Source organism: Variovorax sp. GW823-FHT04B03, assembly GCF_058796495.1.
This window is the reverse complement of record NZ_JBXAIT010000005.1, coordinates 58,721-80,305: the sequence shown is the minus strand read 5'-3', so window position 1 is coordinate 80,305 and position 21,585 is coordinate 58,721. Positions and strand designations below refer to the sequence as shown.

General features: G+C 69.0%; 22 protein-coding genes and 1 tRNA gene. 15 read left to right on the top strand and 8 right to left on the bottom strand.

The genetic code is table 11. The features are described from left to right. Window positions 1–5 precede the first annotated feature (5 nt). The 8 genes from AC1RAD_RS21300 (at window position 6) to AC1RAD_RS21265 (ending at window position 7,920) form a co-directional block, all read left to right on the top strand. A complete protein-coding gene (locus AC1RAD_RS21300; RefSeq protein ID WP_062480186.1) occupies window positions 6–425 on the top strand; it encodes a F0F1 ATP synthase subunit epsilon in 420 nt (139 codons plus the stop codon). A 248-nt stretch (window positions 426–673) separates the two neighbouring features. After that, window positions 674–1,843 (top strand): ROK family protein, encoded by a 1,170-nt coding sequence (locus tag AC1RAD_RS21295; RefSeq protein WP_139705568.1) that lies wholly within the window; start codon window positions 674–676, stop codon window positions 1,841–1,843. Continuing rightward, window positions 1,840–3,378: a sugar ABC transporter ATP-binding protein gene (locus AC1RAD_RS21290; protein WP_492737044.1), complete on the top strand. Its 1,539-nt coding sequence runs from the start codon at window positions 1,840–1,842 to the stop codon at window positions 3,376–3,378. The genes AC1RAD_RS21295 and AC1RAD_RS21290 overlap by 4 nt, the downstream gene beginning before the upstream one ends. Continuing rightward, entirely contained in the window at window positions 3,341–4,381 is a 1,041-nt protein-coding gene (locus tag AC1RAD_RS21285) for an ABC transporter permease (RefSeq protein ID WP_492737042.1), read from the top strand. The genes AC1RAD_RS21290 and AC1RAD_RS21285 overlap by 38 nt, the downstream gene beginning before the upstream one ends. A gap of 51 nt (window positions 4,382–4,432) precedes the next feature. After that, window positions 4,433–5,398, top strand: a complete 966-nt coding sequence (locus AC1RAD_RS21280) for a substrate-binding domain-containing protein (protein ID WP_062480193.1) — start codon at window positions 4,433–4,435, stop codon at window positions 5,396–5,398. Between the two features lie 37 nt (window positions 5,399–5,435). Next, the gene (locus AC1RAD_RS21275) at window positions 5,436–6,566 is read left to right on the top strand and encodes a Gfo/Idh/MocA family protein (RefSeq protein ID WP_492737569.1); all 1,131 of its coding nucleotides are present in this window, start codon (window positions 5,436–5,438) and stop codon (window positions 6,564–6,566) included. Window positions 6,567–6,618: 52 nt separating this feature from the next. After that, complete coding sequence (locus AC1RAD_RS21270; RefSeq protein WP_492737041.1) at window positions 6,619–7,326, top strand: phosphatase PAP2 family protein; 708 nt, start codon at window positions 6,619–6,621, stop codon at window positions 7,324–7,326. A 69-nt stretch (window positions 7,327–7,395) separates the two neighbouring features. Next, complete coding sequence (locus tag AC1RAD_RS21265) at window positions 7,396–7,920, top strand: DUF3617 domain-containing protein (protein ID WP_492737040.1); 525 nt, start codon at window positions 7,396–7,398, stop codon at window positions 7,918–7,920. 18 nt (window positions 7,921–7,938) lie between these two features. On the opposite strand, the gene trxC is transcribed toward AC1RAD_RS21265, so the two are convergent. Genes trxC through AC1RAD_RS21245 form a run of 4 tightly spaced genes read right to left on the bottom strand, consistent with a single transcriptional unit; the run spans window position 7,939 to window position 10,509 of the window. Further along, a complete protein-coding gene (gene trxC / locus AC1RAD_RS21260; protein WP_070063801.1) occupies window positions 7,939–8,388 on the bottom strand; it encodes a thioredoxin TrxC in 450 nt (149 codons plus the stop codon). A gap of 46 nt (window positions 8,389–8,434) precedes the next feature. Further along, complete coding sequence (locus tag AC1RAD_RS21255) at window positions 8,435–8,965, bottom strand: TPM domain-containing protein (protein WP_070063861.1); 531 nt, start codon at window positions 8,963–8,965, stop codon at window positions 8,435–8,437. A 5-nt stretch (window positions 8,966–8,970) separates the two neighbouring features. Next, the gene (locus tag AC1RAD_RS21250; protein WP_492737039.1) at window positions 8,971–9,897 is read right to left on the bottom strand and encodes a TPM domain-containing protein; all 927 of its coding nucleotides are present in this window, start codon (window positions 9,895–9,897) and stop codon (window positions 8,971–8,973) included. A gap of 12 nt (window positions 9,898–9,909) precedes the next feature. Continuing rightward, a complete protein-coding gene (locus AC1RAD_RS21245; protein ID WP_492737038.1) occupies window positions 9,910–10,509 on the bottom strand; it encodes a LemA family protein in 600 nt (199 codons plus the stop codon). A gap of 47 nt (window positions 10,510–10,556) precedes the next feature. Between AC1RAD_RS21245 and AC1RAD_RS21240 the strand changes: the two genes are divergently transcribed. The 4 genes from AC1RAD_RS21240 to AC1RAD_RS21225 all read left to right on the top strand — a co-directional run bounded on the left by AC1RAD_RS21240 (window position 10,557) and on the right by AC1RAD_RS21225 (window position 13,504). Further along, window positions 10,557–11,360 (top strand): hypothetical protein, encoded by an 804-nt coding sequence (locus tag AC1RAD_RS21240; RefSeq protein ID WP_492737036.1) that lies wholly within the window; start codon window positions 10,557–10,559, stop codon window positions 11,358–11,360. Window positions 11,361–11,412: 52 nt separating this feature from the next. Continuing rightward, entirely contained in the window at window positions 11,413–11,865 is a 453-nt protein-coding gene (locus AC1RAD_RS21235; protein WP_062481770.1) for a YybH family protein, read from the top strand. A gap of 81 nt (window positions 11,866–11,946) precedes the next feature. After that, window positions 11,947–12,963: a YheT family hydrolase gene (locus AC1RAD_RS21230; RefSeq protein WP_492737034.1), complete on the top strand. Its 1,017-nt coding sequence runs from the start codon at window positions 11,947–11,949 to the stop codon at window positions 12,961–12,963. Beyond that, the gene (locus AC1RAD_RS21225) at window positions 12,956–13,504 is read left to right on the top strand and encodes a DUF2946 family protein (protein WP_492737032.1); all 549 of its coding nucleotides are present in this window, start codon (window positions 12,956–12,958) and stop codon (window positions 13,502–13,504) included. Before AC1RAD_RS21230 ends, AC1RAD_RS21225 begins: the two co-directional genes overlap by 8 nt. A gap of 91 nt (window positions 13,505–13,595) precedes the next feature. Here the strand turns inward: AC1RAD_RS21225 and AC1RAD_RS21220 are convergent, their stop codons facing one another. From AC1RAD_RS21220 to AC1RAD_RS21205, 4 genes are all read right to left on the bottom strand, one after another. Beyond that, window positions 13,596–14,201, bottom strand: a complete 606-nt coding sequence (locus AC1RAD_RS21220) for a c-type cytochrome (RefSeq protein ID WP_062481762.1) — start codon at window positions 14,199–14,201, stop codon at window positions 13,596–13,598. 115 nt (window positions 14,202–14,316) lie between these two features. Next, window positions 14,317–15,741, bottom strand: a complete 1,425-nt coding sequence (locus AC1RAD_RS21215; protein ID WP_062481759.1) for an efflux transporter outer membrane subunit — start codon at window positions 15,739–15,741, stop codon at window positions 14,317–14,319. Then, window positions 15,734–18,901 (bottom strand): efflux RND transporter permease subunit, encoded by a 3,168-nt coding sequence (locus AC1RAD_RS21210; RefSeq protein WP_062481757.1) that lies wholly within the window; start codon window positions 18,899–18,901, stop codon window positions 15,734–15,736. Before AC1RAD_RS21210 ends, AC1RAD_RS21215 begins: the two co-directional genes overlap by 8 nt. Window positions 18,902–18,916: 15 nt before the next feature. Further along, window positions 18,917–20,212 (bottom strand): efflux RND transporter periplasmic adaptor subunit, encoded by a 1,296-nt coding sequence (locus AC1RAD_RS21205; protein ID WP_062481754.1) that lies wholly within the window; start codon window positions 20,210–20,212, stop codon window positions 18,917–18,919. A gap of 179 nt (window positions 20,213–20,391) precedes the next feature. Here AC1RAD_RS21205 and AC1RAD_RS21200 point away from each other — a divergent pair, with 179 nt between their 5' ends. The 3 genes from AC1RAD_RS21200 (at window position 20,392) to AC1RAD_RS21190 (ending at window position 21,566) form a co-directional block, all read left to right on the top strand. Continuing rightward, window positions 20,392–21,060 carry a TetR family transcriptional regulator gene (locus AC1RAD_RS21200; RefSeq protein ID WP_492737030.1) on the top strand — a complete coding sequence of 223 codons (669 nt, stop codon included), beginning with the start codon at window positions 20,392–20,394 and terminating at the stop codon, window positions 21,058–21,060. Between the two features lie 42 nt (window positions 21,061–21,102). Continuing rightward, window positions 21,103–21,177, top strand: a tRNA-Arg gene (locus AC1RAD_RS21195). A 161-nt stretch (window positions 21,178–21,338) separates the two neighbouring features. Continuing rightward, entirely contained in the window at window positions 21,339–21,566 is a 228-nt protein-coding gene (locus tag AC1RAD_RS21190; RefSeq protein WP_062481748.1) for a hypothetical protein, read from the top strand. Window positions 21,567–21,585 lie beyond the last annotated feature (19 nt).

Sequence of the window (21,585 nt, the reverse complement as noted above, 5' to 3'; positions counted from 1 at the left end):
CTCAGATGGCAAACACCATTCACGTCGACGTGGTCAGCGCGGAAGAGTCGATCTTCTCGGGCGAAGCCAAGTTCGTCGCGCTGCCCGGTGAAGCCGGTGAGCTCGGCATCTATCCGCGTCACACGCCGCTGATCACGCGCATCCGCCCCGGCGCCGTGCGCATCGAGACGGCCGACGGCGGCGAAGAGTTCGTCTTCGTGGCCGGTGGCATCCTCGAAGTGCAGCCCGACGCTGTCACCGTGCTGTCCGACACCGCGATCCGCGGCAAGGACCTCGACGACGAGAAGGCCAACAAGGCCAAGGCGGCCGCCGAGGAAGCGCTGAAGAACGCGAAGAGCGACATCGACATCGCGATGGCGCAGTCGGAACTGGCCGTGATGGCTGCGCAGATCGCTGCGCTGCGCAAGTACCGCCAAAAGAAGTAATCAATGCCGCTGCCCTCGGGCAGAAGCCAAGAAAAAGCCGCCTCCGGGCGGCTTTTTTTCGTCCGTCCGAGCCAGGATGAAGGTGCATTCGATCTGAAATAGGTCGAAGTTCAGCCTTGCCCGGCTGAAGATGCCCTCCTAGTATTCGCCTTCGCCCGGCGACCGGTGCTTTCTTGACCGGCGCCTTTCCCACAAGAAGAGCGGAGACAACACGCGTGGCACCCTGGAGCGGCATCACGACCGACGAAATGCGGTTGCTGGAATCGACCTTCTGGTCGGCCGGCGGCTCTCGCCATGCCATGGCCGAGCAGCTGGGCTTCTCCAAGAGCAAGGCCAACGCGCTCATCGCCGGCCTGGTCGACCAGGGCCTGCTGGCCGAGGCCGGCCTGCAGCGCTCCTCGGGCGGACGCCGCGCCGAAAACCTCCAGCTCAATGCCGAACTCGGCGTGCTCGTCGGCATCGACATCGGCGCCACCAGCCTCGATGTCGCGGTGCTGCGTCCCGACCTCACGGTGCTGGCCCAGCACGAGGAAGCCGCCGACGTGCGCGAAGGCCCGGCCGTGGTGCTGGCCCGTGTGCGCGTGCTCATGCGCGAACTGCTGGCCCGCTGCGGGCAGGGCCCACGGAACGTGCTGGGCATCGGCATCGGCGTGCCCGGCCCCGTCAACTTCGAGATCGGCCAGCTCGTGAACCCGCCGCTCATGCCGGCCTGGGACAGCTTTTCGATCCGCGACTACCTGCGCGAGGACTATGCGGCGCCCGTGTTCGTGGACAACGACGTCAACCTGATGGCACTCGGCGAGCTGTGGCGGCTGCGGCGCTCGCTCTCCAATTTCCTCGTGATCAAGATCGGCACCGGCATCGGCTGCGGCATCGTCTGCCACGGCGAGGTGTACCGCGGCGCGGCCGGCTCGGCCGGCGACGTGGGCCACATCTGCGTCGACCAGGAAGGCCCGCGCTGCCACTGCGGCAACCTGGGTTGCGTCGAGGCGATGGCGGCCGGCCCAGCGATCACGCGCATGGCGATGCAGGCGGCCGAAGCCGGCGAAAGCGCGACGCTCGCCGAATGCCTGCGCACGCGCGGGCGCATCGATGCCTTCGACGTGGGGCAGGCCAGCCGCGGCGGCGACCCGGCGGCCAACGCCATCATCCAGCGCGCGGGCAGCCTGATCGGGCAGATGCTCGCGTCGGTCGTCAACTTCTTCAATCCTTCGCACGTGTTCATCGGCGGCGGCATCACGCGCATCGGGCCGCTGTTTCTCGCGGCCGTGCGCCAGAGCGTCTACCAACGCTCGCTCGCGCTGTCGACGCGGCACCTGGAGATTCAATACACGCCGCTGGGCACGCAGGGCGGCCTCGTCGGCGCGGGCGTGCTGGCGATGCAGGAAACGCTCAAGGCGCGCGGGGTGGCGCCATGACGAACCCCGTGGCAACCAAGGGCAGCGTGGCCGTCGAGTTCGACGGCGTGGTGAAGGCCTTCGGCCCGGTGCAGGTGCTGCACGGCGTGAGCTTCGCGCTCGCGCCGGGTCGCGTGTACGGCCTGCTCGGCGAGAACGGCGCGGGCAAGTCCACGCTGATGAAGATCCTGTCGGGCTACGAGTCGCTGACCAGCGGCACCTTGCGCATCAACGGGCAGCCGCAAAGCTTCACGAGCTCGCGCGATGCCGAGGCATTGGGCATCGTGCTGATCCACCAAGAGTTCAACCTCGCCGAAGACCTCAGCGTGGCGCAGAACATCTTCCTGGGCCATGAAAAGAAAAAAGGCTGGTTGCTCGACGACGCCGCGATGGAGCGCGATGCCGCCGCCGCGCTCGCCGCCGTCGGCCTGGCCATCGACCCGCGCACCAAGGTGCGCCGCCTCATCGTCGCCGAGAAGCAGCTCGTCGAGATCGCGAAGGCCATCGCCCGTCGCGCGCGCCTGCTCGTCATGGACGAGCCCACCGCCACGCTCACGCCCGGCGAGACCGAGCGCCTGTTCAAGCTCATCGCCCAGCTGCGCGCCGACGGCGTGACCATCGTCTACATCTCGCACAAGCTCGACGAGGTGGAGCAGGTCACCGACGAGGTGATCGTGATGCGCGACGGCCGCTTCGTGGCGCGCGCACCGACGCCCGAGGTCTCGCGCCAGCAGATGGCCAACCTCATGGTGGGCCGCGAACTCGCCGACCTGTACCCGCCGCGCGACCTCGTCGTGGCGGCCGACAAGCCCGCCCTGCGCGTGCGCAACTTCAGCGTGCCCGGCTGGGCGCAGGACGCGAGCTTCGAAGTACGCCCCGGTGAGATCCTCGGCTTCGCGGGCCTCGTCGGCGCGGGCCGCACTGAACTCTTCGAGGGCCTGCTCGGGCTGCGCCCGGCCAGTGGCGCGGTCGAGATGCGCGGCGAGCCCGTGCCGCACGGCAAGGGCTGGCGCAACCCGCGCGATGCCGCGAAACACGGCCTCACCTACCTCAGCGAAGACCGCAAGGGCAAGGGCCTGCACGTGCACTTCGGCCTGCGTCAGAACCTCACGCTGATGGCGCTCGAGCGCTACGCGCAGCCCTGGCTGAAGCCCGACGCGGAGCGCGCGGCACTCGGCGAGGCGGTGAAGGACTACGGCATCCGCACCGGCTCGCTCGACGTGCGGGCCTCGTCGCTGTCGGGCGGCAACCAGCAGAAGCTCGCGCTCGCCAAGGTGCTGCAGCCGCAGCCCAAGGTGGTGGTGCTCGACGAGCCCACACGCGGCGTGGACATCGGCGCCAAGCGCGACATCTATTTCCTGATCCAGCGACTCGCCCGCGAAGGCCTCGCGGTGATCGTCGTCTCGTCCGAGCTGATGGAACTGATCGGCCTGTGCCACCGCGTCGCGGTGATGCGCGCGGGCCGGCTCGTTGCCACGCTCGACGCGACCCACCTGACTGAAGAGGAGCTCATCGCTCATGCCACCGGAACTGCAGACACCTCCACCGCAGCCTGAAGCGGCCGTCACCGCGGCAGCAGCGCATCGCAGCGAGGCCAAGCCGCGCTGGACCGAGCGCCTGCACGGCCTCGGCCCGGTCATCGGTCTCGTGCTGCTGTGCATCGCGGGCACGCTGCTCAACAGCGACTTCGCGACCGTCGACAACGCGATGAACGTGCTCACGCGCACCGCCTTCATCGGCATCATCGCGGTGGGCATGTGCTTCGTGATCATCTCGGGCGGCATCGACCTGTCGGTGGGCTCGATGGCCGCACTCATCGCGGGCAGCGTGATCATGTTCATCAACTGGGCCGGCCCCGCCTCGGGCTCGCCGCTGATGGCGGTGATGATGGGCGCGGTGCTCGCCGTGGTGCTGGGCGCGCTGTTCGGCCTGGCGCACGGCCTGCTCATCACCAAGGGGCGCATCGAGCCCTTCATCGTGACGCTGGGCACGCTGGGCATCTTCCGCGCGTACCTCACGTACTTTGCCGACGGCGGCGCGCTCACGCTCGACAACGAGCTGTCGGACCTCTACGCGCCGGTGTACTACGCGAGCCTCGCAGGCATCCCGGTGCCGGTGTGGGTGTTCGTGATCGTCGCGGTCATCGGCGGTGTCATCCTGAACCGCACCGCCTATGGGCGTTACGTGCAGGCCATCGGTTCCAACGAGCAGGTGGCGCGCTACGCGGCCGTGGACGTCGACCGCGTGAAGATTCTCACCTACGTGCTGCTCGGCGTGTGCGTGGGCATTGCCACGCTGCTGTACGTGCCGCGCCTGGGCTCGGCCTCGCCGACCACCGGCCTGCTGTGGGAGCTCGAAGCGATCGCCGCGGTGATCGTCGGCGGCACCGCATTGAAGGGCGGCGCGGGCAGCATCACCGGCACGGTGGTGGGCGCGATCCTGCTCTCGGTCATCAGCAACATCCTGAACCTCACCAGCATCATCAGCGTGTACCTCAACGCAGCCGTCCAGGGCTTCGTGATCATCGTCGTCGCGTTCCTCCAAAGAGGCCGGCGCTAGTTTTTCGTTGTTCGTTCGTTCCGTTCCACCACCAAAGAGGAGACATCCAGCATGACGACTTTCACCCGACGCCTCGCGCTCACGGCGGTTGCCACCGCAGCGTTCGCCGCCAGCCTGCCCGCGCTTGCCGCGGACAAGGTCAACCTCGGCGTGTCGATTCCCGCGGCCACGCACAGCTTCATGGGCGGCATCAACTACTGGGCCAACCAGGCGAAGAAGGACCTCGAGAAGCAGCACAAGGACCTGAAGATCACGATCAAGACCGCAGCCAATGCGCCCGAGCAGGCCAACCAGCTGCAGGACCTGTCGACGGTCACCAAGATCAACGCACTCGTCGTGTTCCCGTTCGAATCGGCCGCGCTCACCAAGCCGGTCGCGCAGGTCAAGGCCAAGGGCGCGTACGTCACCGTGGTCGACCGCGGCCTGACCGACACCAGCGCGCAGGACGCGTACGTGGCCGGCGACAACACGGCCTTCGGCAAGATCCCGGCCGAGTACATCGTCAAGCAGCTCGGCGGCAAGGGCAATGTGGTGGCGCTGCGCGGCATCGCGACCACGCTCGACAACGAGCGCATGGACGCCTTCAACGCGGTGCTCAAGGGCAGCCCCGACATCAAGCTGCTCGACGCCAAGTACGCCAACTGGAACCGCGACGACGCCTTCAAGGTCACGCAGGACTACCTGACGCGCTTCAAACAGATCGACGCCATCTGGGCCGCCGACGACGACATGGCCGTGGGCGTGCTCAAGGCCATCTCGCAGGCCAAGCGCGACGACATCAAGATCGTGTTCGGCGGCGCCGGCGCCAAGGACATGGTCAAGACCATCATGGACGGCAAGGACAAGCGCATCACGGCCGACGTGAGCTACTCGCCCAAGTTCATCTACGACGCGATCAAGCTCACGGCCGAGGCGCGCCTGAAGGGCGAGAAGCTGCCGGCGACCACGATCATTCCGTCGGTGCTGATCACCAAAGAGAACGCCAAGGATTTCTACCACCCGAACTCGCCGTTCTAAGGTGACCGAGATCGCTTCACGTCCCCTGCGCTGCGCCATGGTCGGCGGCGGTCGCGACGCCTTCATCGGCGCCGTGCACCGCAAGGCCATGGCGCTCGACGGCCAGATCGCGCTGGTCGCCGGCGCGCTGTCGTCGAGCCCGGACAAGGCGCGCGCCTCCGGCCGCGACCTCGGCCTGGCCGACGACCGCAACCACGGCGACTGGCAGGCGCTGCTGGCCGACGAGCTGAAGCGCCCGGCCGATGAGCGCATCGACTTCGTCTCGATCGTCACGCCCAACCACGTGCACTACCCGGTGGCGCAGGCCTTCGCGGAGGCGGGCTTCCATGTGGTGTGCGACAAGCCGCTGGTGCACACGCGCGCGCAGGCCGATGCGCTGGTCGCCACCGTGGCGAAGCAGGGCACGGTGTTCGGCGTGACCTACAACTACACCGGCTACCCGATGGTGCGGCAGGCGCGCGAGATGGTGCGCACGGGCCAGATCGGCGAGGTCCGCAAGGTCGTCGTCGAATACAACCAGGGCTGGCTCGCCAGCCACGTGGAAGCCGCGGGCGGCAACAAGCAGGCCGACTGGCGCACCGACCCCGCGCGCAGCGGCGCGGCCGGCGCCATCGGCGACATCGGCTCGCATGCCGAGAACCTCGTGGCCACCGTCACCGGCCTGGAGATCGAGAGCCTGTGCGCCGACCTCGGCGCGCTGGTGCCGGGCCGCCTGCTCGACGACGACGGCAGCCTGCTGCTGCGCTTCCAGGGCGGCGCGCGCGGCGTGCTGGTGGCCTCGCAGATCAACACCGGGCTGGAGAACGACCTGCGCCTGCGCGTCTCCGGCACGCTGGGCACGCTCGAATGGCGTCAGGAGCAGCCGAGCCAACTGGTGCACCTGCCGCACGACGGGCCCCGGCGCGTGCTCACGCGCGGCGCGCCCTGGCTGTGCGAGTCGGCGCGGCGCGCGAGCCGTCTGCCGGCCGGCCATCCCGAAGGCTTCATCGAGGCGTTCGCGAACGTCTATGCGGGCGTGGCGGCGGACATCCGCGCGCGGCTCGCGGGGCAGGCGGCCGATCCGCTGGCGGCGGACTATCCGCGCGTGGAAGACGGGGCGCGCGGCGTGCGCTTCATCGAGCGCACGGTGGCGTCGGCTGGAAGCGAATTAAAGTGGACGCCCTGGTAGCCGCGCACGGGCCTCGTTGAAACGAGGCGAGGCCGCGGCACCAGCGGCCGCCATGACGCACTCCTCCTCATCTTCTTTCGACGCCCCTTCGCCTCAGCCTTCATGGCCGCGCGCCCTCTGGCAGCGCTGCCGGACGCTGTGGCTGCTCAAGCTGGCCGGCAACACCGTCGCCACGCTGGGCTTCTTCCCGCTGTACTTCTGGGTCATGCACCACGCCGGGCCGGCGTGGGTGCTGCCGCTCACGGCCGTCGACCGGCTGATCGCGTTCTGGCCGGCGATGCTGCCGGTGTACCTCACGCTGTGGGCCTACATCGCACTGCCGGTGCTGCTGGCCAGGGACCGGCGCGAGCTGAACACCATCGCCATCGGCTGCGCGGTGATGACGGCGATCGCATTGGCCGTGTTCTGGTGGATGCCGACGGCGATCCCGAACTTCGCGATCGATGCCGCGCCGGGTTCGTCGCTGCACTTCCTCAAGACCTTCGACGCGGCGGGCAACGCTTTTCCGTCGCTGCACGTGTCGTTCTCGGTGTTCGCCTGCATGGTGCTGGCGCGGCAGTTGCGCGAAGCCGGCGCGCCGGGCTGGCTGCGGCTGCTCAATGTCATTTGGGCCGTGGCCATCGTGTACTCGACGATGGCCGTGCGCCAGCATGTGCTGATCGATGTGCTGGGCGGCCTCGGGCTGGGCCTGGCGCTGGGCTTCGCGTTGCGCGAGCGCCCATCGGCGGCGCTCGTGCCGGGTACGGCGCGGGCGGCTTAGACCGATCGCGGTATTCCGCCGCGCGGGCGCCGACGGTACAAAGCGGCATCGCCGTCCACCGAGCCCGCCATGACCCTTCGCCTGTTCTCCCTCGCTGCCGTCGCCTGTCTTCTCGCCGGCCCCGCGCTGGCCATCGACTACCCGGCACGCAAGCCGGGCCTGTGGGAAATCCAGACCGGGGAGGGCGGTGCGGCCACGGCCAAGGCGCCGGGCCAGACGATCCAGCAATGCATCGACGCGGCCACTGACAAGGCGATGCGCGAGATGGGCCAGGGCATGGGCAAGGACATGTGTTCCAAGCAGGACCTGCGCCTCGAAGGCGTGAAGCTGGTCATCGACTCGGTCTGCAAGATCGGCCCCACCACCGCGACCTCGCGCGCCGTGATGAGCGGCGACTTCAGCAGCGCCTACCGCGTCGAAAGCAAGTCGACCTACAGCCCGCCGCTGATGGGGCGCACCGAAGGCACGAGCGTCGTCGACGCCAAGTGGGTCGGCCCCTGCAAGCCGGGCCAGAAGCCGGGCGACATGGTCATGGGCAACGGCATGAAGATGAACATGCTCGACGCGATGGCGAAGATGCCGCCGCGCAAGTGAGCGCGGCCGGTTGCTGGATCAGCCCGCGCCGTTCGCCTTGACCCAGCGCACGATGTCGGCCGCGCCCATCGCGCCGGCCTGCCGCGCGACCTCGCGGCCGCCCTTGAACAGCGCCAGCGTCGGGATGCTGCGGATGTTGAAGCGCGCGCCCAGCGCCTGCACCGCCTCGGTGTCGACCTTGGCCAGCCGCACCTGCGGCTCGAGCTGGGCCGCCGCCTGTTCGTAGGCCGGCGCCATCTGGCGGCAGGGGCCGCACCAGGGCGCCCAGAAATCGACCAGCACCGGTATCTCGTTGCGCGCGATGTGGCGATCGAAGGTGGCCACGTCGGGCAGTGCGGTGGAGTGGCCGGTGAACAGCGGGCGGTGGCAGCTGCCGCAGTCGGGCGCGCTGCCCAGTTGCGCCGTGCGCACGCGGTTGGTCGTGTGGCAGTGCGGGCAGACGATGTGCAGCGATTCGGATTCGGTCATGCCCGAAAAATAGGGGCCATGTACACGGATTGCAAGGCGCCGGGCCTCAGAGCACCACGGGCGCGTCGGGCAGCTCGTTGGTGTCGGGCTGGTCGTCGGCCAGCGGGAAGTGGGCCATCAGCAGCGCCGACACCTCTTCCAGCGCCAGCGTGATGCCGTCTTCGAAGCGGCCTTCGCGGAAGGCCACGGCCATGCGCTGCGTCATGGCGGCCCATTCGGCGGAGCCCACATGGGCGTCGATGCCGCGGTCGGCCACGATCTCGATGGCGTGCTCGGCCAGCAGCAGGTAGATCAGCACGCCGTTGTTGTGCGCGGTGTCCCACACGCGCAGCTTGCCGAACAGCGTCACGGCGCGCTCCCGGGGCGGTGCGTGGCGCCACAGGTAGGACATCGGCAGGCCGGCCTCGACGCAGATGCGGATCTCGCCGCTGTGGCGCCGCTCGCTCGCGGCCACGCGGCCGGCCAGGCGCTGCATCGCGTCGGCCGGCAGCACGCGGCGCACCGCGGCTTCGTCGGTCCAGCGATGCCGCCAGATGCGGCCCAGCTTCGAGAAGAGCGTGGGGTCTGCAGTTGCCATGAGGTTCACCAGTCTCCCGAAGCGCCGCCGCCGCCAAAATTGCCACCGCCGCCGGAGCTGAATCCGCCGCCGCCACCTCCGCCGCCGCTGCTCCAGCCGCCGCCACCTCCACCACTGCTCCAGCCACCTCCGCCACCACCGCCTCGGCCGCCGCGACCGGGGCCGAACCCGGCAAGGCCGGAGAACAGCGAGACCATGAGCGCGATCAGCCCGGCGATCACCGCGATCACGGTGCTGGTCGTGAGGAAGAACGCGACCACACCGATGCCGCCGCCCATGGCGACCGAGCCCATCGTCTTGCCCAGGATGGCGCGCGCGATCGGCGCGCCGACGAAGACACCGACGAACAGGAAGATCGCGAGGTTCTCCCAGTCGAAGCCGTCGTTGCTGCTGCCGCTACTGCTGTTGCGCGAAGGCTCGGGCAGCGGCTCGCCGTCGACCAGGCCGATGAGCCGGTCCACTGCCGCGTTCAGGCCGCCCGCGAAGTCGTTGTTGCGAAAGCGCGGCTTCATCTCCTCGTCGATGATGCGCACCGCCGCGAGGTCGGGCACCGCGCCTTCGAGCGTCTTGGCGGTGGCGATGCGCATCTTGCGATCGTCCTTGGCAACGATGACCAGGAGGCCGTCGCCCACGCCCTTGCGGCCGATCTTCCAGGCGTCGCCCACGCGCTGCGCGTAGCTCGCGATGTCTTCGGGCGCCGTGGTCGGCACCATCAGCACCACGATCTGCGAGCCCTTGCGCTGCTCGAAGGCCGCGAGCTTGGTTTCGAGGCCCGAGCGCTGCGCGGCGTCGAGCGTGGCGGTCTGGTCGATCACGCGCGCCGTGAGCGTGGGGATCGGCAGCAGGCTTTGCGCCAGTGCGGGCAGGCCGGCCCAGGCGAGGGCCGCGATGAAGATCGCTGCCAGTGCGCGGCGGATCAGGGCAGCGGCCATCGGCGCCGCTTCTTACTTCTTGGGGGTGCTGAAATCGACCGTGGGCGGCGTCGAGATCTGGGCTTCGTTCTGCACCGAGAAATTCGCCTTGGGCTTGTAGCTGAAGACCATGGCCGTGAGGTTGGTCGGGAAGCTGCGCGCGAGCACGTTGTACTCCTGCACGCTCTCGATGTAGCGGTTGCGCGCCACGGTGATGCGGTTCTCGGTGCCCTCGAGCGTCACGCGCAGGTCGCGGAAGGCCTGGTTGGCCTTGAGCTCGGGGTAGCGCTCCGACACCACCATGAGCCGCGACAGCGCCGACGACAGCTCGCCCTGCGCCTGCTGGAACTTGTTGAAGGCCTCGGGGTTGTTGAGCGTCTCGGGCGTCACTTGGATCGAGGTGGCTTTGGCGCGCGCCTCGATCACCTTGGTGAGCGTGTCCTGCTCGAAGCTGGCTTCGCCCTTCACGGTGGCGACGATGTTCGGTACGAGGTCGGCACGCCGCTGGTACTGGTTGAGGACCTCGCTCCAGGCCGACTTGCTGGCCTCGTCGAGGGACTGGAACTGGTTGTAGCCGCATCCGCTGAGGGACAGGACGGCCGCGAGAATCAGGAACCAGCGCTTCATCATCATTTGCATTACCTCCGCAGAAGGAGGCCGAAGTTAGCATAGATGGGGTCATGGCCCTCGATCCCCTCCACGCCCTGCAGGCCGCGAACCGCGCGGTTCCGCCCGCTGCCGCGCCGCCCACCGGCACGCTGCTGATCGCGGGTGCGACCGGCGCGCTTGGCCAGGAGCTGCTGCACCGGCTCGCGGGCCGCCACCGCTTCCAGCACACGCGCGTGCTGGCGCGCGAGCCCATGCACGACGGGCTGCCCGGCGTCGAGACGGTGCAGTGTCCGGCGTTGCCGATCGCGCAGTGGCCGCTGGTCGCGGCCGACGTGGCGGTGGTCGCCTTCGACCCGCCGCGCCTGTACCACGGCCGCGAGCGCGCGCTGTGGCACCCCGAGCCCGCCGACCTGCCCGAGCTGGCGCGCTGGCTGCGTGCCAGCGGCGTGCGCACGCTGGCCATCGTGCAGCCGCACGACCGCGGCCGGCTGCCCGAGGCGCTCAAGCGCGGGCTGGCCAGCCTCGACGAGCAGGCCGTGGTCGCCTGCGGCTTCGAGCGCGTGATCCTGCTGCGCTCGGCGCGCAAGCCCACCGCCGTGCGCCTGGCCAACATGGGCGAGCGGCTCGCGGCCTGGATGCTGTCGATCATGCGGTTCATGGTGCCGGCCAACGAGCAACCTGTGCGTGCGCCCAAGATGGCCGAGCTGGTCGACCTCGCGCTGCGCGTGGCGCCGCCCGGCGTGCACGTGGCCGCGCCCGAGATGGTGTGGCAGGCCGCGCAGGGCGCCACCGAGGCGGCGGCGCGCGCGTGGCTGATTCCCGCGTCCGCGCCCGAAGCACCCACGGCCGGGTCGCCTGCTGCCACATGGCCGTGACATGGGCAGGGCAAAATCCGGCCTACCCCCTTCGCTCTCGCCCTTCACCGCCATGCCCAAGACCCCTTTCCGCGCCGCCGCGGCCATCGGCGGCACTGCCGACGATGTCGAGGCCGCCTTCTATGAAGCGCTGCAACGCGGCGATGTCGATGCGCTGATGGCCTGCTGGGCCGACGAGGACGAGGTGTTCTGCGTGCACCCGGGCGGCCCGCGGCTGGTGGGCGCGGTGGCGATCCGCGCGGCCTTCGAGCAGATGTTCGCCAACGGCGCCATCCATGCGACGCCGGCGCGCGTGCGCAAGATCGAGTCGCTGGCGAGCGCCGTGCACAACGTGCTGGAGCGCATCGAGGTGCTCACGGCCGAGGGGCCGCGCCATGCCTTCGTGCTGGCCACCAACGTGTATCACAAGACCGCGCAGGGCTGGCGCATGGTGGCGCACCACGCGAGCCCGGGCAGCGCGCGCGAGCCGGACGACGCGAACGATCCACCGCAGGTCCTGCACTGAGTCCTGCTTCGAGCGATGGCCTCTCCCTTTCCTTCTTCCTCTTTCTCACCGAATTCCGCGTCGCCCGCCGCGCACGATGCGATGGGCTACGACGCCCCGCGCTGGCTGCCCGGCGGCAACCTGCAGACCATCTGGGCCGCGCTGTGCGCGCGCCGCTTCGACGGGCCCGCGCCGGTGTACCGCCGCGAGCGCTGGACCGCGCCGGACGGCGACTTCATCGACGTCGACTTCGTCGATGCGCCGCAGCCCGGCCCCCGGCCGCTGCTGGTGCTGTTCCACGGGCTCGAGGGCTCGTCGCGCAGCCACTACGCCGAGGCCTTCGCGGCTTTTGCCGCCGCGCGCGGCATGGCCTTCGCGGTGCCGCACTTTCGCGGCTGCAGCGGCGAGCTGAACCTCGCGCCGCGCGCCTACCACTCGGGCGACTACGAGGAAATCGACTGGATCCTGCGGCGCATGCACGCGCAGCACGTGGTGCAGGGCGGCGGCGGACCGGTGCTGGCGGCCGGCGTTTCGCTGGGCGGCAATGCGCTGCTGCGCTGGGCCTGCGAGGCCGGCGAGAGCGCACGGGCCTCGGTCGACGCGGTGGCGTCGGTGTGCGCGCCGCTCGACCTCGCGGCGGGCGGCGAGGCGATCGGGCGCGGCTTCAACCGGCTGGTCTACACGCGCATGTTCCTCGCCACCATGAAGCCCAAGGCGCTGGCCAAGCTGGCGCAGTTCCCGGGCCTGTTCGACCGCGACCGGCTGATGGCAGCGCGCGATCTCTACGACTTCGACGACGTGTTCACGGCCCCGCTGCACGGCTTTCGCAACACCGACGACTACTGGGCGCGCGGCTCGTCCAAGCCGCTGCTGGGCGCGATCCGCGTGCCCGCGCTGGTGGTGAACGCCCGCAACGACCCCTTCATTCCGGCCCGCAGCCTGCCGGGGCCCAGCGAGGTCGGGTCGCACGTCACGCTGTGGCAGCCCGCGGGCGGCGGCCACGTGGGCTTTCCGCTCGGCCTGCCGCCGGGGCACGTGGGCGGAATGCCTGAGCGCGTAGGAGGGTGGCTGGCCCACCACCTCTCGTCGACGCGGGCGCAAAATACGGCCCATGGATGACATCGTCAAACAGGCATTGGCCAAGTGGCCGAACGTGCCGCACTGCTACGGCTGGCTCGGCCTGGACGCGCGCGGCAACTGGTACATGCGCGACGACCGCACGCAGGCGCAGGGCCCGTTTCGCAGTGCCAAGGGCTCGATGCTGCGGCACGACAAGCTGATCGACTTCATCCATCGCAACTACGAGCACGACGCCGACGGGCAGTGGTTCTTCCAGAACGGACCGCAGCGCGTGTATGTCGAGCTGGAGGCGGCGCCGCTGGTGTGGCGCGTGGCGCAGCAGGGCGCGGGCGCCTTCACGGTCACGGCCCACACGGGCGCGCCGGCCGAGGTGTCGGGCTGCCTGCTCGACGAAGAAGGCCGGCTCTACCTCGTGGCCCCGGCGGGGCTCGGGCTGGTGCACACGCAGGACGTGGGCATCGCCGCCGAGGCCGTGGAGCAGGGCGTCTGGACGCCGGAGCCGGTGCGCGCGGCCGACCTGCCGGGGCGCTTCAGCCATGTGCTGAGCCCAGCAGAACGCCATGCAGGCGTGGCTGTATAGCTATTGAAAAGATAGCAATCCGGATTCTCCGGGCGTAAAAAAACCGGCCTGAGAGCCGGTTTTTTCATGGGCGCAAGGCGCCGTCGATCGCTTACTTGGCAGGCGCACTGGCCGCAGCCGAAGCACCTTCGGCCGGCGCGGCAGCCGCTGCCGGGCGGTCCGGCACCGGGAACTTGGCGCCACCGGCGTTGGCCAGGTACACCACGGCACGGCCGATTTCGATGTCTTCGAAGTCGCCGCCGCCCTGGGCGGGCATGGCGCCCTTGCCCTTGAGCGCGTGCTCGAGCAGCGTCGCGTAGCCCTGGCCGATGCGCGGGCCCCAGGCTGCGGCGTCGTTCAGGTGCGGGGCACCGGGGATGCCGGGGGCGCCGTGGCAGGCCACGCACTGGGCCTTGAACACGGCATCGCCAGCGGCCAGCGGCCGGTTGGCGTCACGGATCTCGATGGAGCCGACCTTCTTGAGGCGCTCGGCCACTTCACGGTCGCGCGATTCCTTGGTCACGCCGTAGAGCGCCATGTTGTCGCCCTCCGCGGTACCGGCGGGCTTGGTGCCCGAGACCACATAGGACACGAGGCCCACGATGATCAGGATCGGAATGATGAAAGAGAAAAATACCGCGAGCAGCAGTTGCTTCGGGTTCTTGATCGGGCCGGTATGGGCTTCTTCTGTGGCCTGGTTGTGCGGGTCTGCGCTCATGGCGTCCTCAATAACGGGGGGCTCGTCGGGGGCTTTTTCTAACCAACCGGCGATTATAGAGAGGCCCTTTGCCCGCGCGGGCAATTGACCTCTCCATATCGGACGCGCAGGTGTCTCAACCGTTGTTGCGTGTGGCCCAGCCGCCACCCAGCGTCTTGTACAGCGTGACCTGGTTCTGCAGCTGCAGCAGGCGCGTGGCCACCGCCGATTGCTGCGCCGTGAACAGCGAACGCTGTGCGTCGAGCAGGTCGAGCGCGCTGGCGATGCCGTTGCGATAGCGCAGGTCGGACAGCTTGTAGCGCACCGCCTCGGCGTCGGCCTGCGCGGTCTGCGCGCGCGCCTGCTCGCCCAGCGTGGCGCGGCCCGCGAGTGCGTCGGCCACTTCGCGGAACGCGGTCTGTACCGACTTCTCGTACTGCGCCACCGCGATCTCGCGCCCGGCCTTGGCCGAGTTGAGCCCCGCGATGTTGCGGCCCGCATCGAAGATCGGCAGCGTGACCGTGGGCGCGAAGCTCCAGGCCTTGGTGCCGCGATCGAACAGGTTCGAGAACTCGCTGCTCGCGGTGCCGATCGAGCTCGTGAGCGACACGCGCGGGAAGAAGTTCGCACGCGCTGCGCCGATGTTGGCGTTGGCCGCAATCAGCTGCTGCTCGGCCGCACGGATGTCGGGCCGCTCGGTCAGCAGGTCGGAGGGCAGGCCGGCCGGCACGTCGGGCATCGGGCGGATGCCCGCGAGACCCTTGGTGCCGCCGGCGGTGGCCTCGGCCGGCACCGGCGCGCCCAGCAGCAGGGCGAGCGCGTTCTCGTCCTGCAGGCGGGCACGCTGCTGCTGCGCATAGGCGGCGCGCGCGGTCTCGGCCTGCGAGTTCGCGGCCTGGAAGTCGATCTCGGACGACACGCCGTTGTCGAAGCGCAGCTTGGTCAGGCGCACCGACTCGTCGCGCGTGACCATGGTCTGGCGCGTGATCTCGAGCAGCTCGTCGTCGGCCAGCAGCGTGAGCCAGCCGCTGGCCACGGCCGCGATCAGGCTGATCTGCGCGGCCTTGCGCGACTCTTCGGTGGCGAGGTACTGCGACAGCGCCTGGTCCTTCAGCGCGCGGATGCGGCCGAAGAAGTCGAGCTCCCACGCGGTGAAGCCGAAGTTGACCGCGTACTGCGAGGCCACGCTGCCCTGCGTCGGATCGATCGCCTGGTAGGCGTTGGGGCTCGAGCGCGAGCCCGTGCCCGTGAGGCCGAGCGCCGGGAACAGCGCCGAGCGCTCGATCTGGAACTGCGCGCGCGCCTGCTCGATGTTGAGCACCGACACGCGCAGGTCGCGGTTGTTCGCCAGCGCCGTCTGGATCAGGCCCGCCAGGCGCGGGTCGGTGAAGAAGTCCTGCCAGGGCAGGGCGGCCGCGGCGGGGCCCGACGGCTGTGCCGGGTCACCCGGGTAGGTCGTCGGCACCGGCGCCGCGGGGCGCTCGTAGGTCGGGATCAGCGAGCAGCCTGCCAGCAGCATCGCGGCGGCCAGCACGGTGGGGATCAGAGGTTTCTTAGTCATGGTGTGTGGTATCTCCCGTGATGCCGGCCGCTGCCGCATGCCGCTTGTCGGCCTCGTGCTGGCGCGCGCTGCCCTTGAACAGCGTGCGCACCACCACGAAGAACACCGGCACGAAGATCACGGCCAGGACCGTGCCGGTCACCATGCCGCCGAGCACGCCGGTGCCGATGGCACGCTGGCTCGCCGAGCCTGCGCCCGAAGCCAGGACCAGCGGCAGCACGCCCAGGCCGAAGGCCAGCGAGGTCATGATGATGGGACGGAACCGCAGGTGCGCGGCCTCGAGCGCGGCCTCGACCACGCCGCGGCCCTGCGCCTGCAGGTCTTTCGCGAACTCGATGATCAGGATCGCGTTCTTCGCGGACAAGCCGATGATGGTGATCAGGCCCACCTGGAAGTACACGTCGTTCGAATAGGCGCGCAGCATCGTCGCCACCAGCACGCCCAGCACGCCCAGCGGCACCACCAGGATCACCGACAGCGGGATCGACCAGCTCTCGTACAGCGCGGCCAGGCAGAGGAACACCGCCAGGATCGCGAAGCCGTACAGGATCATGGCCTGCGAGCCGGCGAGCTTTTCTTCACGCGACTGGCCGGTCCACTCGAAGCCGAAGCCTTGCGGCAGCTGGCCGGCGAGCTTTTCCATCTCGGCCATGGCCGCGCCCGTGCTCTGGCCCGGCGCCGCGTCACCGCTGATGCGGATGGCGGGGTAGCCGTTGTAGCGCACGGTCTGCGTGGCGCCCGAGACCCACTTGGTGGTTGCGAAAGCCGACAGCGGCACCGGTTGGCCCTTGGTGTTGACGGCGTTCAGGCGCAGCAGGTCGTCCGGCTGCATCCGTGCCGGCGCATCGGCTTGCACCACCACGCGCTGCAGGCGGCCGCGGTTCGGGAAGTCGTTGATGTAGCTCGAACCCAGCGAGGTCGACAGCGCACTGTTGATCGCGTCGAAGCTCACGCCCAGGGCGTTGGCCTTGTCGCGGTCGATGTCGATCTCCAGCTGCGGCGCGTCTTCCAGGCCGTCAGGGCGCACCTGCGCGAGGATCTTGCTCTGCGAGGCCATGCCCAGCAGCTGGTTGCGCGCGTTGATCAGTGCCTCGTGGCCCGCGCCTGCGCGGTCTTGCAAGCGGAAGCTGAAGCCGCTGGCGTTGCCCAGCTCGGGAATCGGCGGCGGGCTCAGCGGGTAGATGAAGGCGTCGCGGATGCCCGACAGCGCACCGAAGGCACGGCCTGCCAGCGCGCTGGCCGAGTTGGCCGGGTCCTTGCGTTCTTCCCAATCCTTCAGCGTCACGAAGGCGAGGCCCGCGTTCTGGCCCTGGCCGGAGAAGCTGAAGCCCATCACGCTCACGATGCTCTGCACTTCAGGCTGCTTCAGGATGAAGCCTTCGACCTGCTGCATCACCGACAGCGAACGCTCTTGCGTCGCGCCCGGGGGCAGTTGCACGTTCACGATGATGTTGCCCTGGTCTTCCTCGGGCAGGAACGAGCTCGGCAGGTGCGTGTAGAAGTACGCGACGGCGCCGATGATCGCGGCGTAGATCACGAGGTAGCGTGCAGCGCGGCGCAGGATGCGCGCGACCACGCCTTCGTAGCCCTTGGCCGTGCGCGAGAAGCCGCGGTTGAACCAGCCGAAGAAGCCGCGCTTCTCATGGTGGTGGCCGGCTTCCACCGGCTTGAGCAGCGTGGCGCACAGCGCCGGCGTGAGCGACAGCGCCATGAAGGCCGAGAAGCCGATCGAGGCCACCATCACCGCCGAGAACTGGCGGTAGATGTTGCCGGTCGAACCCGCGAAGAAGGCCAGCGGCACGAACACCGAGATCAGCACCACGGTCACGCCGATGATGGCGCCCGAGATCTGCTGCATTGCCTTGCGCGTGGCGTCGAGCGGCGACAGCCCCTCTTCGCTCATGATGCGCTCGACGTTCTCCACCACCACGATGGCGTCGTCCACCACGATACCGATCACCAGCACCATGCCGAACATGGTGAGCACGTTGATCGAGAAGCCGAGTGCGAGCAGCGTGGCGAAGGTGCCCAGCAGTGCAATGGGCACCACGATCGTCGGGATGATCGTGTAGCGCCAGTTCTGCAGGAACAGGAACATCACCAGGAACACCAGTGCGATGGCCTCGAACAGCGTCTTCACCACTTCGGAGATCGAGATCTGCACGAAGCGCGAGCTGTCATAAGGAATGTCCCACTTCACGCCCTTGGGGAAGTAGCGCTCCAGCTCGGCCATCTTGGCGCGCACGGCCTTGGCCGACTTCAGCGCGTTGCCGGTGGGCGTGGGCTGCACGCCGATACCGACCGCGGGCACGCCGTTCAGGCGCGCGGAGGTGGCGTAGTTCTGGCCGCCGAGTTCGACGCGCGCCACGTCCTTGAGGCGCACGGTCGAGCCGTCGGTGTTGGCGCGCAGCACGATGTTCTGGAACTGCTCGACGCTGTTGAGCTGGCCGTTCACCGTGACCGTGGCGGAGATCGCCTGGCCGGGGATGTTCGGCAGGTCGCCGAGCGTGCCCGAGGCCACCTGGGCGTTCTGCGCGCGGATCGCGGCATTGACGTCGTTGGCCGACAGGTTGAAGCCTTGCAGCTTCGCCGGGTCGATCCAGATGCGCATCGCGTTCTCGGAGCCGAACAGCTGGGCCTGGCCCACGCCGTCGATCCGCTGCAGTTCCGGCACGATGTTGCGCGCGGCATAGTCACCGAGCGCCACCGGGTCGAAGTCGGGGTTGTCCGAGGACAGCATCGCGAACAGCAGGAAGTTGTTGCGCGACTTGTCCACGCGCACGCCCTGCTGCGTCACGGCCGAGGGCAGCCGCGGCGTGGCGCGCGAGAGCCGATTCTGCACGTCCACCTGCGCGAGGTCTTCGTTGGTGCCGGCCTCGAAGCTGATGGTGATGGCGCCGGTGCCGTCGGCCTGGGCCACCGATTCCATGTAGATCAGTCCGGGCGAGCCGTTCATCTCGCGCTCGATCACGGACAGCACGCTGTCCTCGAGCGTTTGTGCGGAGGCACCGGGGTAGGCGACGTTGATCACGATGGCCGGCGGGGCCACCGGCGGGTACTGCGAGATCGGCAACTGCGTGATGGCGACGCCGCCCACCACGATGATGAACAGTGCGATCACCCACGCGAAGATAGGTCGGTCGATAAAGAATTTGGCCATGCGAGGCGCTCCTGATTACTTCTTGTCAGCCGGGGCCGAAGCCGGGCTGGCGGCGGGTGCCGCTGCGGCAGCAGACGCTGCCGGTGCCGCGGGTGCAGCCGCGCCGTTCGGCGTCGGCTTCTGCCACGGCACCGCCTTCACGGGCGTGCCGGGCGGCATCATCTGCAGGCGCTGGAAGCCGTCGACCATCACCTGTTCGCCGGCCTTCAGGCCGTCGAGCACCACCCACTGGTTGTCCTTGGCGGCGCTGATCTTCACGGTGCGCTGGCTCAGCTTGCCGTCGGCGCTGACCACCGTCACGTGGTCGCCCTGCTGGGTGCGTGTGACCGCCTGTTGCGGCACCGTGATCGCGTTCGTCACCTGGGCCTGCTCGAGCTTCACGCGCACGTACAGGCCGGGCAGCAGCTCGCCCTTGGGGTTCGGGATCTCGGCGCGCAGCGTGACCTGGCCCGTGGTCGGGTCGACCGTGAGGTCGGAGAACAGCAGCTTGCCGTCTTGCCCGTAGTCGGTGCCGTCTTCCAGCACCACGCGGATGCTCGCGGCTTCTTCGCCGCTGGCACGCTTGTACTGGCCGGCGGCCACGGCGCGGCGCAGCTTGAGCACGTCGGAGGCCGACTGCGTGAAGTTCACGTACAGCGGATTGATCTGCTGCACGACGGCGAGCTCGGTGGCGTCGCCCTGGCCGACCAGTGCGCCTTCGGTGACCAGCGCACGGCCGATGCGCCCCGCGATGGGCGAGGTGACATCGGCGTAGCCCTGGTTGATCTTGGCGGTCTGCAGCAGCGCGCGGTTGGCGGCCACGTCGGCGTCGGCCGTCTTGGCGGAGGCCACGGCCGTCGCGTATTCCTGCTTGCTCACGGCGTTGGCCTCGACCAACGGCTTGTAGCGATCGGCCAGTGCCTTGGCCTGCACGGCGTTGGCTTCGGCGCGCGCCAGTGCGGCCTGGGCGTTCTGCGTGGCGGCCACCAGCGGTGCCGGGTCGATGCGGAACAGCAGCTGGCCGGCCTTCACGTCGCTGCCTTCGCGGAACTCGCGCTTGAGCAGGATGCCCGGCGTGCGGGCGCGCACCTGGGCGATGCGCGAGGCTTCGAGGCGGCCGGGCAGCTCGGTCACGAGGCCCACGTCGGTGGGCTTGACCGTCACCACGCCGACTTCAGGCGCCGGACGGGCACCACCGCCACCGCCGCCCGGTCCGGCCGGGGCCTCGCCCTTGCCGCAGGCGGCCAGGAACAGGAGGGAGACGAGGGCCACGGTCGCGAGACGCGGCGAAAACGACAAGGACGGTTGACGCGAGACATGCAGAAGAGGCATGTGATTCCTTTGATGCGAAGACGGGAGATGGCGCGTTTGCGGGAGAGATCCGTAAACCAGCACGGGCAGGTGGGCCATCCGAGAAGCGCGCTAGTTTACATACATTCATGGATGTATAGTGACAGCCATGCAATGGCCCCACGATACGCAAAGGGCGTTCGCTTTACAAATCAGGAGACTTGGTGGCACGTCGTACGAAGGAAGAAGCACTGGCGACGCGGAATCGATTGCTCGATGCCGCGGAGTTGCTGTTTCAGGCGCAAGGTGTTTCGCAGACCACGCTGCAGCAGATCGCGCAGCAGGCCGGCGCGACCCGGGGCGCCATCTACTGGCACTTCAAGGACAAGGCCGATCTGTTCAACGCCATGATGGAGCGCGTGATCCTGCCGCTGGAGACGCCGCCCAAGAGCGACATCCCCGGCGATGACCCGCTGGTCGAGATCGAGGAAGGCCTGATCCACGCGCTGACGCTCATGGTCGCCGACCCGCAGGTGCGGCGCGTGTTCGACATCGCGACCCACAAGGTCGAGTACACGCATGACATGGCCTCGGTGCAGCAGCGCCACCTGGACGCGCGCAACGCCTGCGTGGTCGATTTCGAAAAGGCCCTGCGGCTGGCCGCGCGGCGCGCCCGCATCCGGCTGCCGTTGCCGGGTGCGGTCGCGGCGCAGGGCATGCACGCCCTGATGGGCGGGCTGATCCAGAACTGGCTGCTCGACCCCACGGCCTTCGACCTCGTGTCGACCGGGCGGCGCACCTTCCGCGTCTACCTGGCCGGGCTCGGTTTTCCGCGCACGCCGGCCGGTGGCGTCCTGACGGCGCAGGACGCGGAAACCGCCGCGGCCTGATAGGCCATAATGTGTGGCTCCGGTGCATTCCGGAGCACCCCTCTCGCTGTATTTCAACGGATAGAATTCGGCCCTCCGAAGGCTGAGATCCAGGTTCGATTCCTGGCGGCGGGACCACCTTCAAGACCGGAAATTCCGCAAGGGCTTCCGGTTTTTTCACTTCTTCCCCGACCCGGCGCGGCCTTGCAAGGCAAGGCCGATCCGGAGATCCGCGCGACCGGGCCGTGACACGCCGTTGCACCCTGTCACCCGGACGCACGCATGTAAAAATTCCCCGCATGATGGAGCTCTCCGAACTGGACGAAACCAGCCTCGCAGCACACGCCGCCGAATGGCGTCGGCGCGCGCTGCGCGGCGAGAAACAGGCCCGCGGCATCGCACATGCCCTGGAGGCCGAGATGCGCCGCCGCTTCGGCGATTCGATTCCGCCGAGCCAGAGCGCCGACCTGGACACCCGCCCCCTGGCCCTGCGCCAGCCGCCGCGCCCGTGGTGGAAGTTCTGGTGAGCCGGCCGCGCGCCTTCAC

Coding starts and splice junctions, on each gene's coding strand:
- trxC (WP_070063801.1), bottom strand. CDS start 8,388: ATGACCGAATCCGAATCGCTGCACATCGTCTGCCCGCACTGCCACACG.
- AC1RAD_RS21275 (WP_492737569.1), top strand. CDS start 5,436: ATGGTCGGCGGCGGTCGCGACGCCTTCATCGGCGCCGTGCACCGCAAG.
- AC1RAD_RS21280 (WP_062480193.1), top strand. CDS start 4,433: ATGACGACTTTCACCCGACGCCTCGCGCTCACGGCGGTTGCCACCGCA.
- AC1RAD_RS21235 (WP_062481770.1), top strand. CDS start 11,413: ATGCCCAAGACCCCTTTCCGCGCCGCCGCGGCCATCGGCGGCACTGCC.
- AC1RAD_RS21300 (WP_062480186.1), top strand. CDS start 6: ATGGCAAACACCATTCACGTCGACGTGGTCAGCGCGGAAGAGTCGATC.
- AC1RAD_RS21250 (WP_492737039.1), bottom strand. CDS start 9,897: ATGGCCGCTGCCCTGATCCGCCGCGCACTGGCAGCGATCTTCATCGCG.
- AC1RAD_RS21225 (WP_492737032.1), top strand. CDS start 12,956: ATGGATGACATCGTCAAACAGGCATTGGCCAAGTGGCCGAACGTGCCG.
- AC1RAD_RS21210 (WP_062481757.1), bottom strand. CDS start 18,901: ATGGCCAAATTCTTTATCGACCGACCTATCTTCGCGTGGGTGATCGCA.
- AC1RAD_RS21220 (WP_062481762.1), bottom strand. CDS start 14,201: ATGAGCGCAGACCCGCACAACCAGGCCACAGAAGAAGCCCATACCGGC.
- AC1RAD_RS21190 (WP_062481748.1), top strand. CDS start 21,339: ATGATGGAGCTCTCCGAACTGGACGAAACCAGCCTCGCAGCACACGCC.
- AC1RAD_RS21205 (WP_062481754.1), bottom strand. CDS start 20,212: ATGCCTCTTCTGCATGTCTCGCGTCAACCGTCCTTGTCGTTTTCGCCG.
- AC1RAD_RS21295 (WP_139705568.1), top strand. CDS start 674: ATGCGGTTGCTGGAATCGACCTTCTGGTCGGCCGGCGGCTCTCGCCAT.
- AC1RAD_RS21285 (WP_492737042.1), top strand. CDS start 3,341: ATGCCACCGGAACTGCAGACACCTCCACCGCAGCCTGAAGCGGCCGTC.
- AC1RAD_RS21270 (WP_492737041.1), top strand. CDS start 6,619: ATGACGCACTCCTCCTCATCTTCTTTCGACGCCCCTTCGCCTCAGCCT.
- AC1RAD_RS21290 (WP_492737044.1), top strand. CDS start 1,840: ATGACGAACCCCGTGGCAACCAAGGGCAGCGTGGCCGTCGAGTTCGAC.
- AC1RAD_RS21240 (WP_492737036.1), top strand. CDS start 10,557: ATGGCCCTCGATCCCCTCCACGCCCTGCAGGCCGCGAACCGCGCGGTT.
- AC1RAD_RS21255 (WP_070063861.1), bottom strand. CDS start 8,965: ATGGCAACTGCAGACCCCACGCTCTTCTCGAAGCTGGGCCGCATCTGG.
- AC1RAD_RS21215 (WP_062481759.1), bottom strand. CDS start 15,741: ATGACTAAGAAACCTCTGATCCCCACCGTGCTGGCCGCCGCGATGCTG.
- AC1RAD_RS21230 (WP_492737034.1), top strand. CDS start 11,947: ATGGGCTACGACGCCCCGCGCTGGCTGCCCGGCGGCAACCTGCAGACC.
- AC1RAD_RS21245 (WP_492737038.1), bottom strand. CDS start 10,509: ATGATGATGAAGCGCTGGTTCCTGATTCTCGCGGCCGTCCTGTCCCTC.
- AC1RAD_RS21265 (WP_492737040.1), top strand. CDS start 7,396: ATGACCCTTCGCCTGTTCTCCCTCGCTGCCGTCGCCTGTCTTCTCGCC.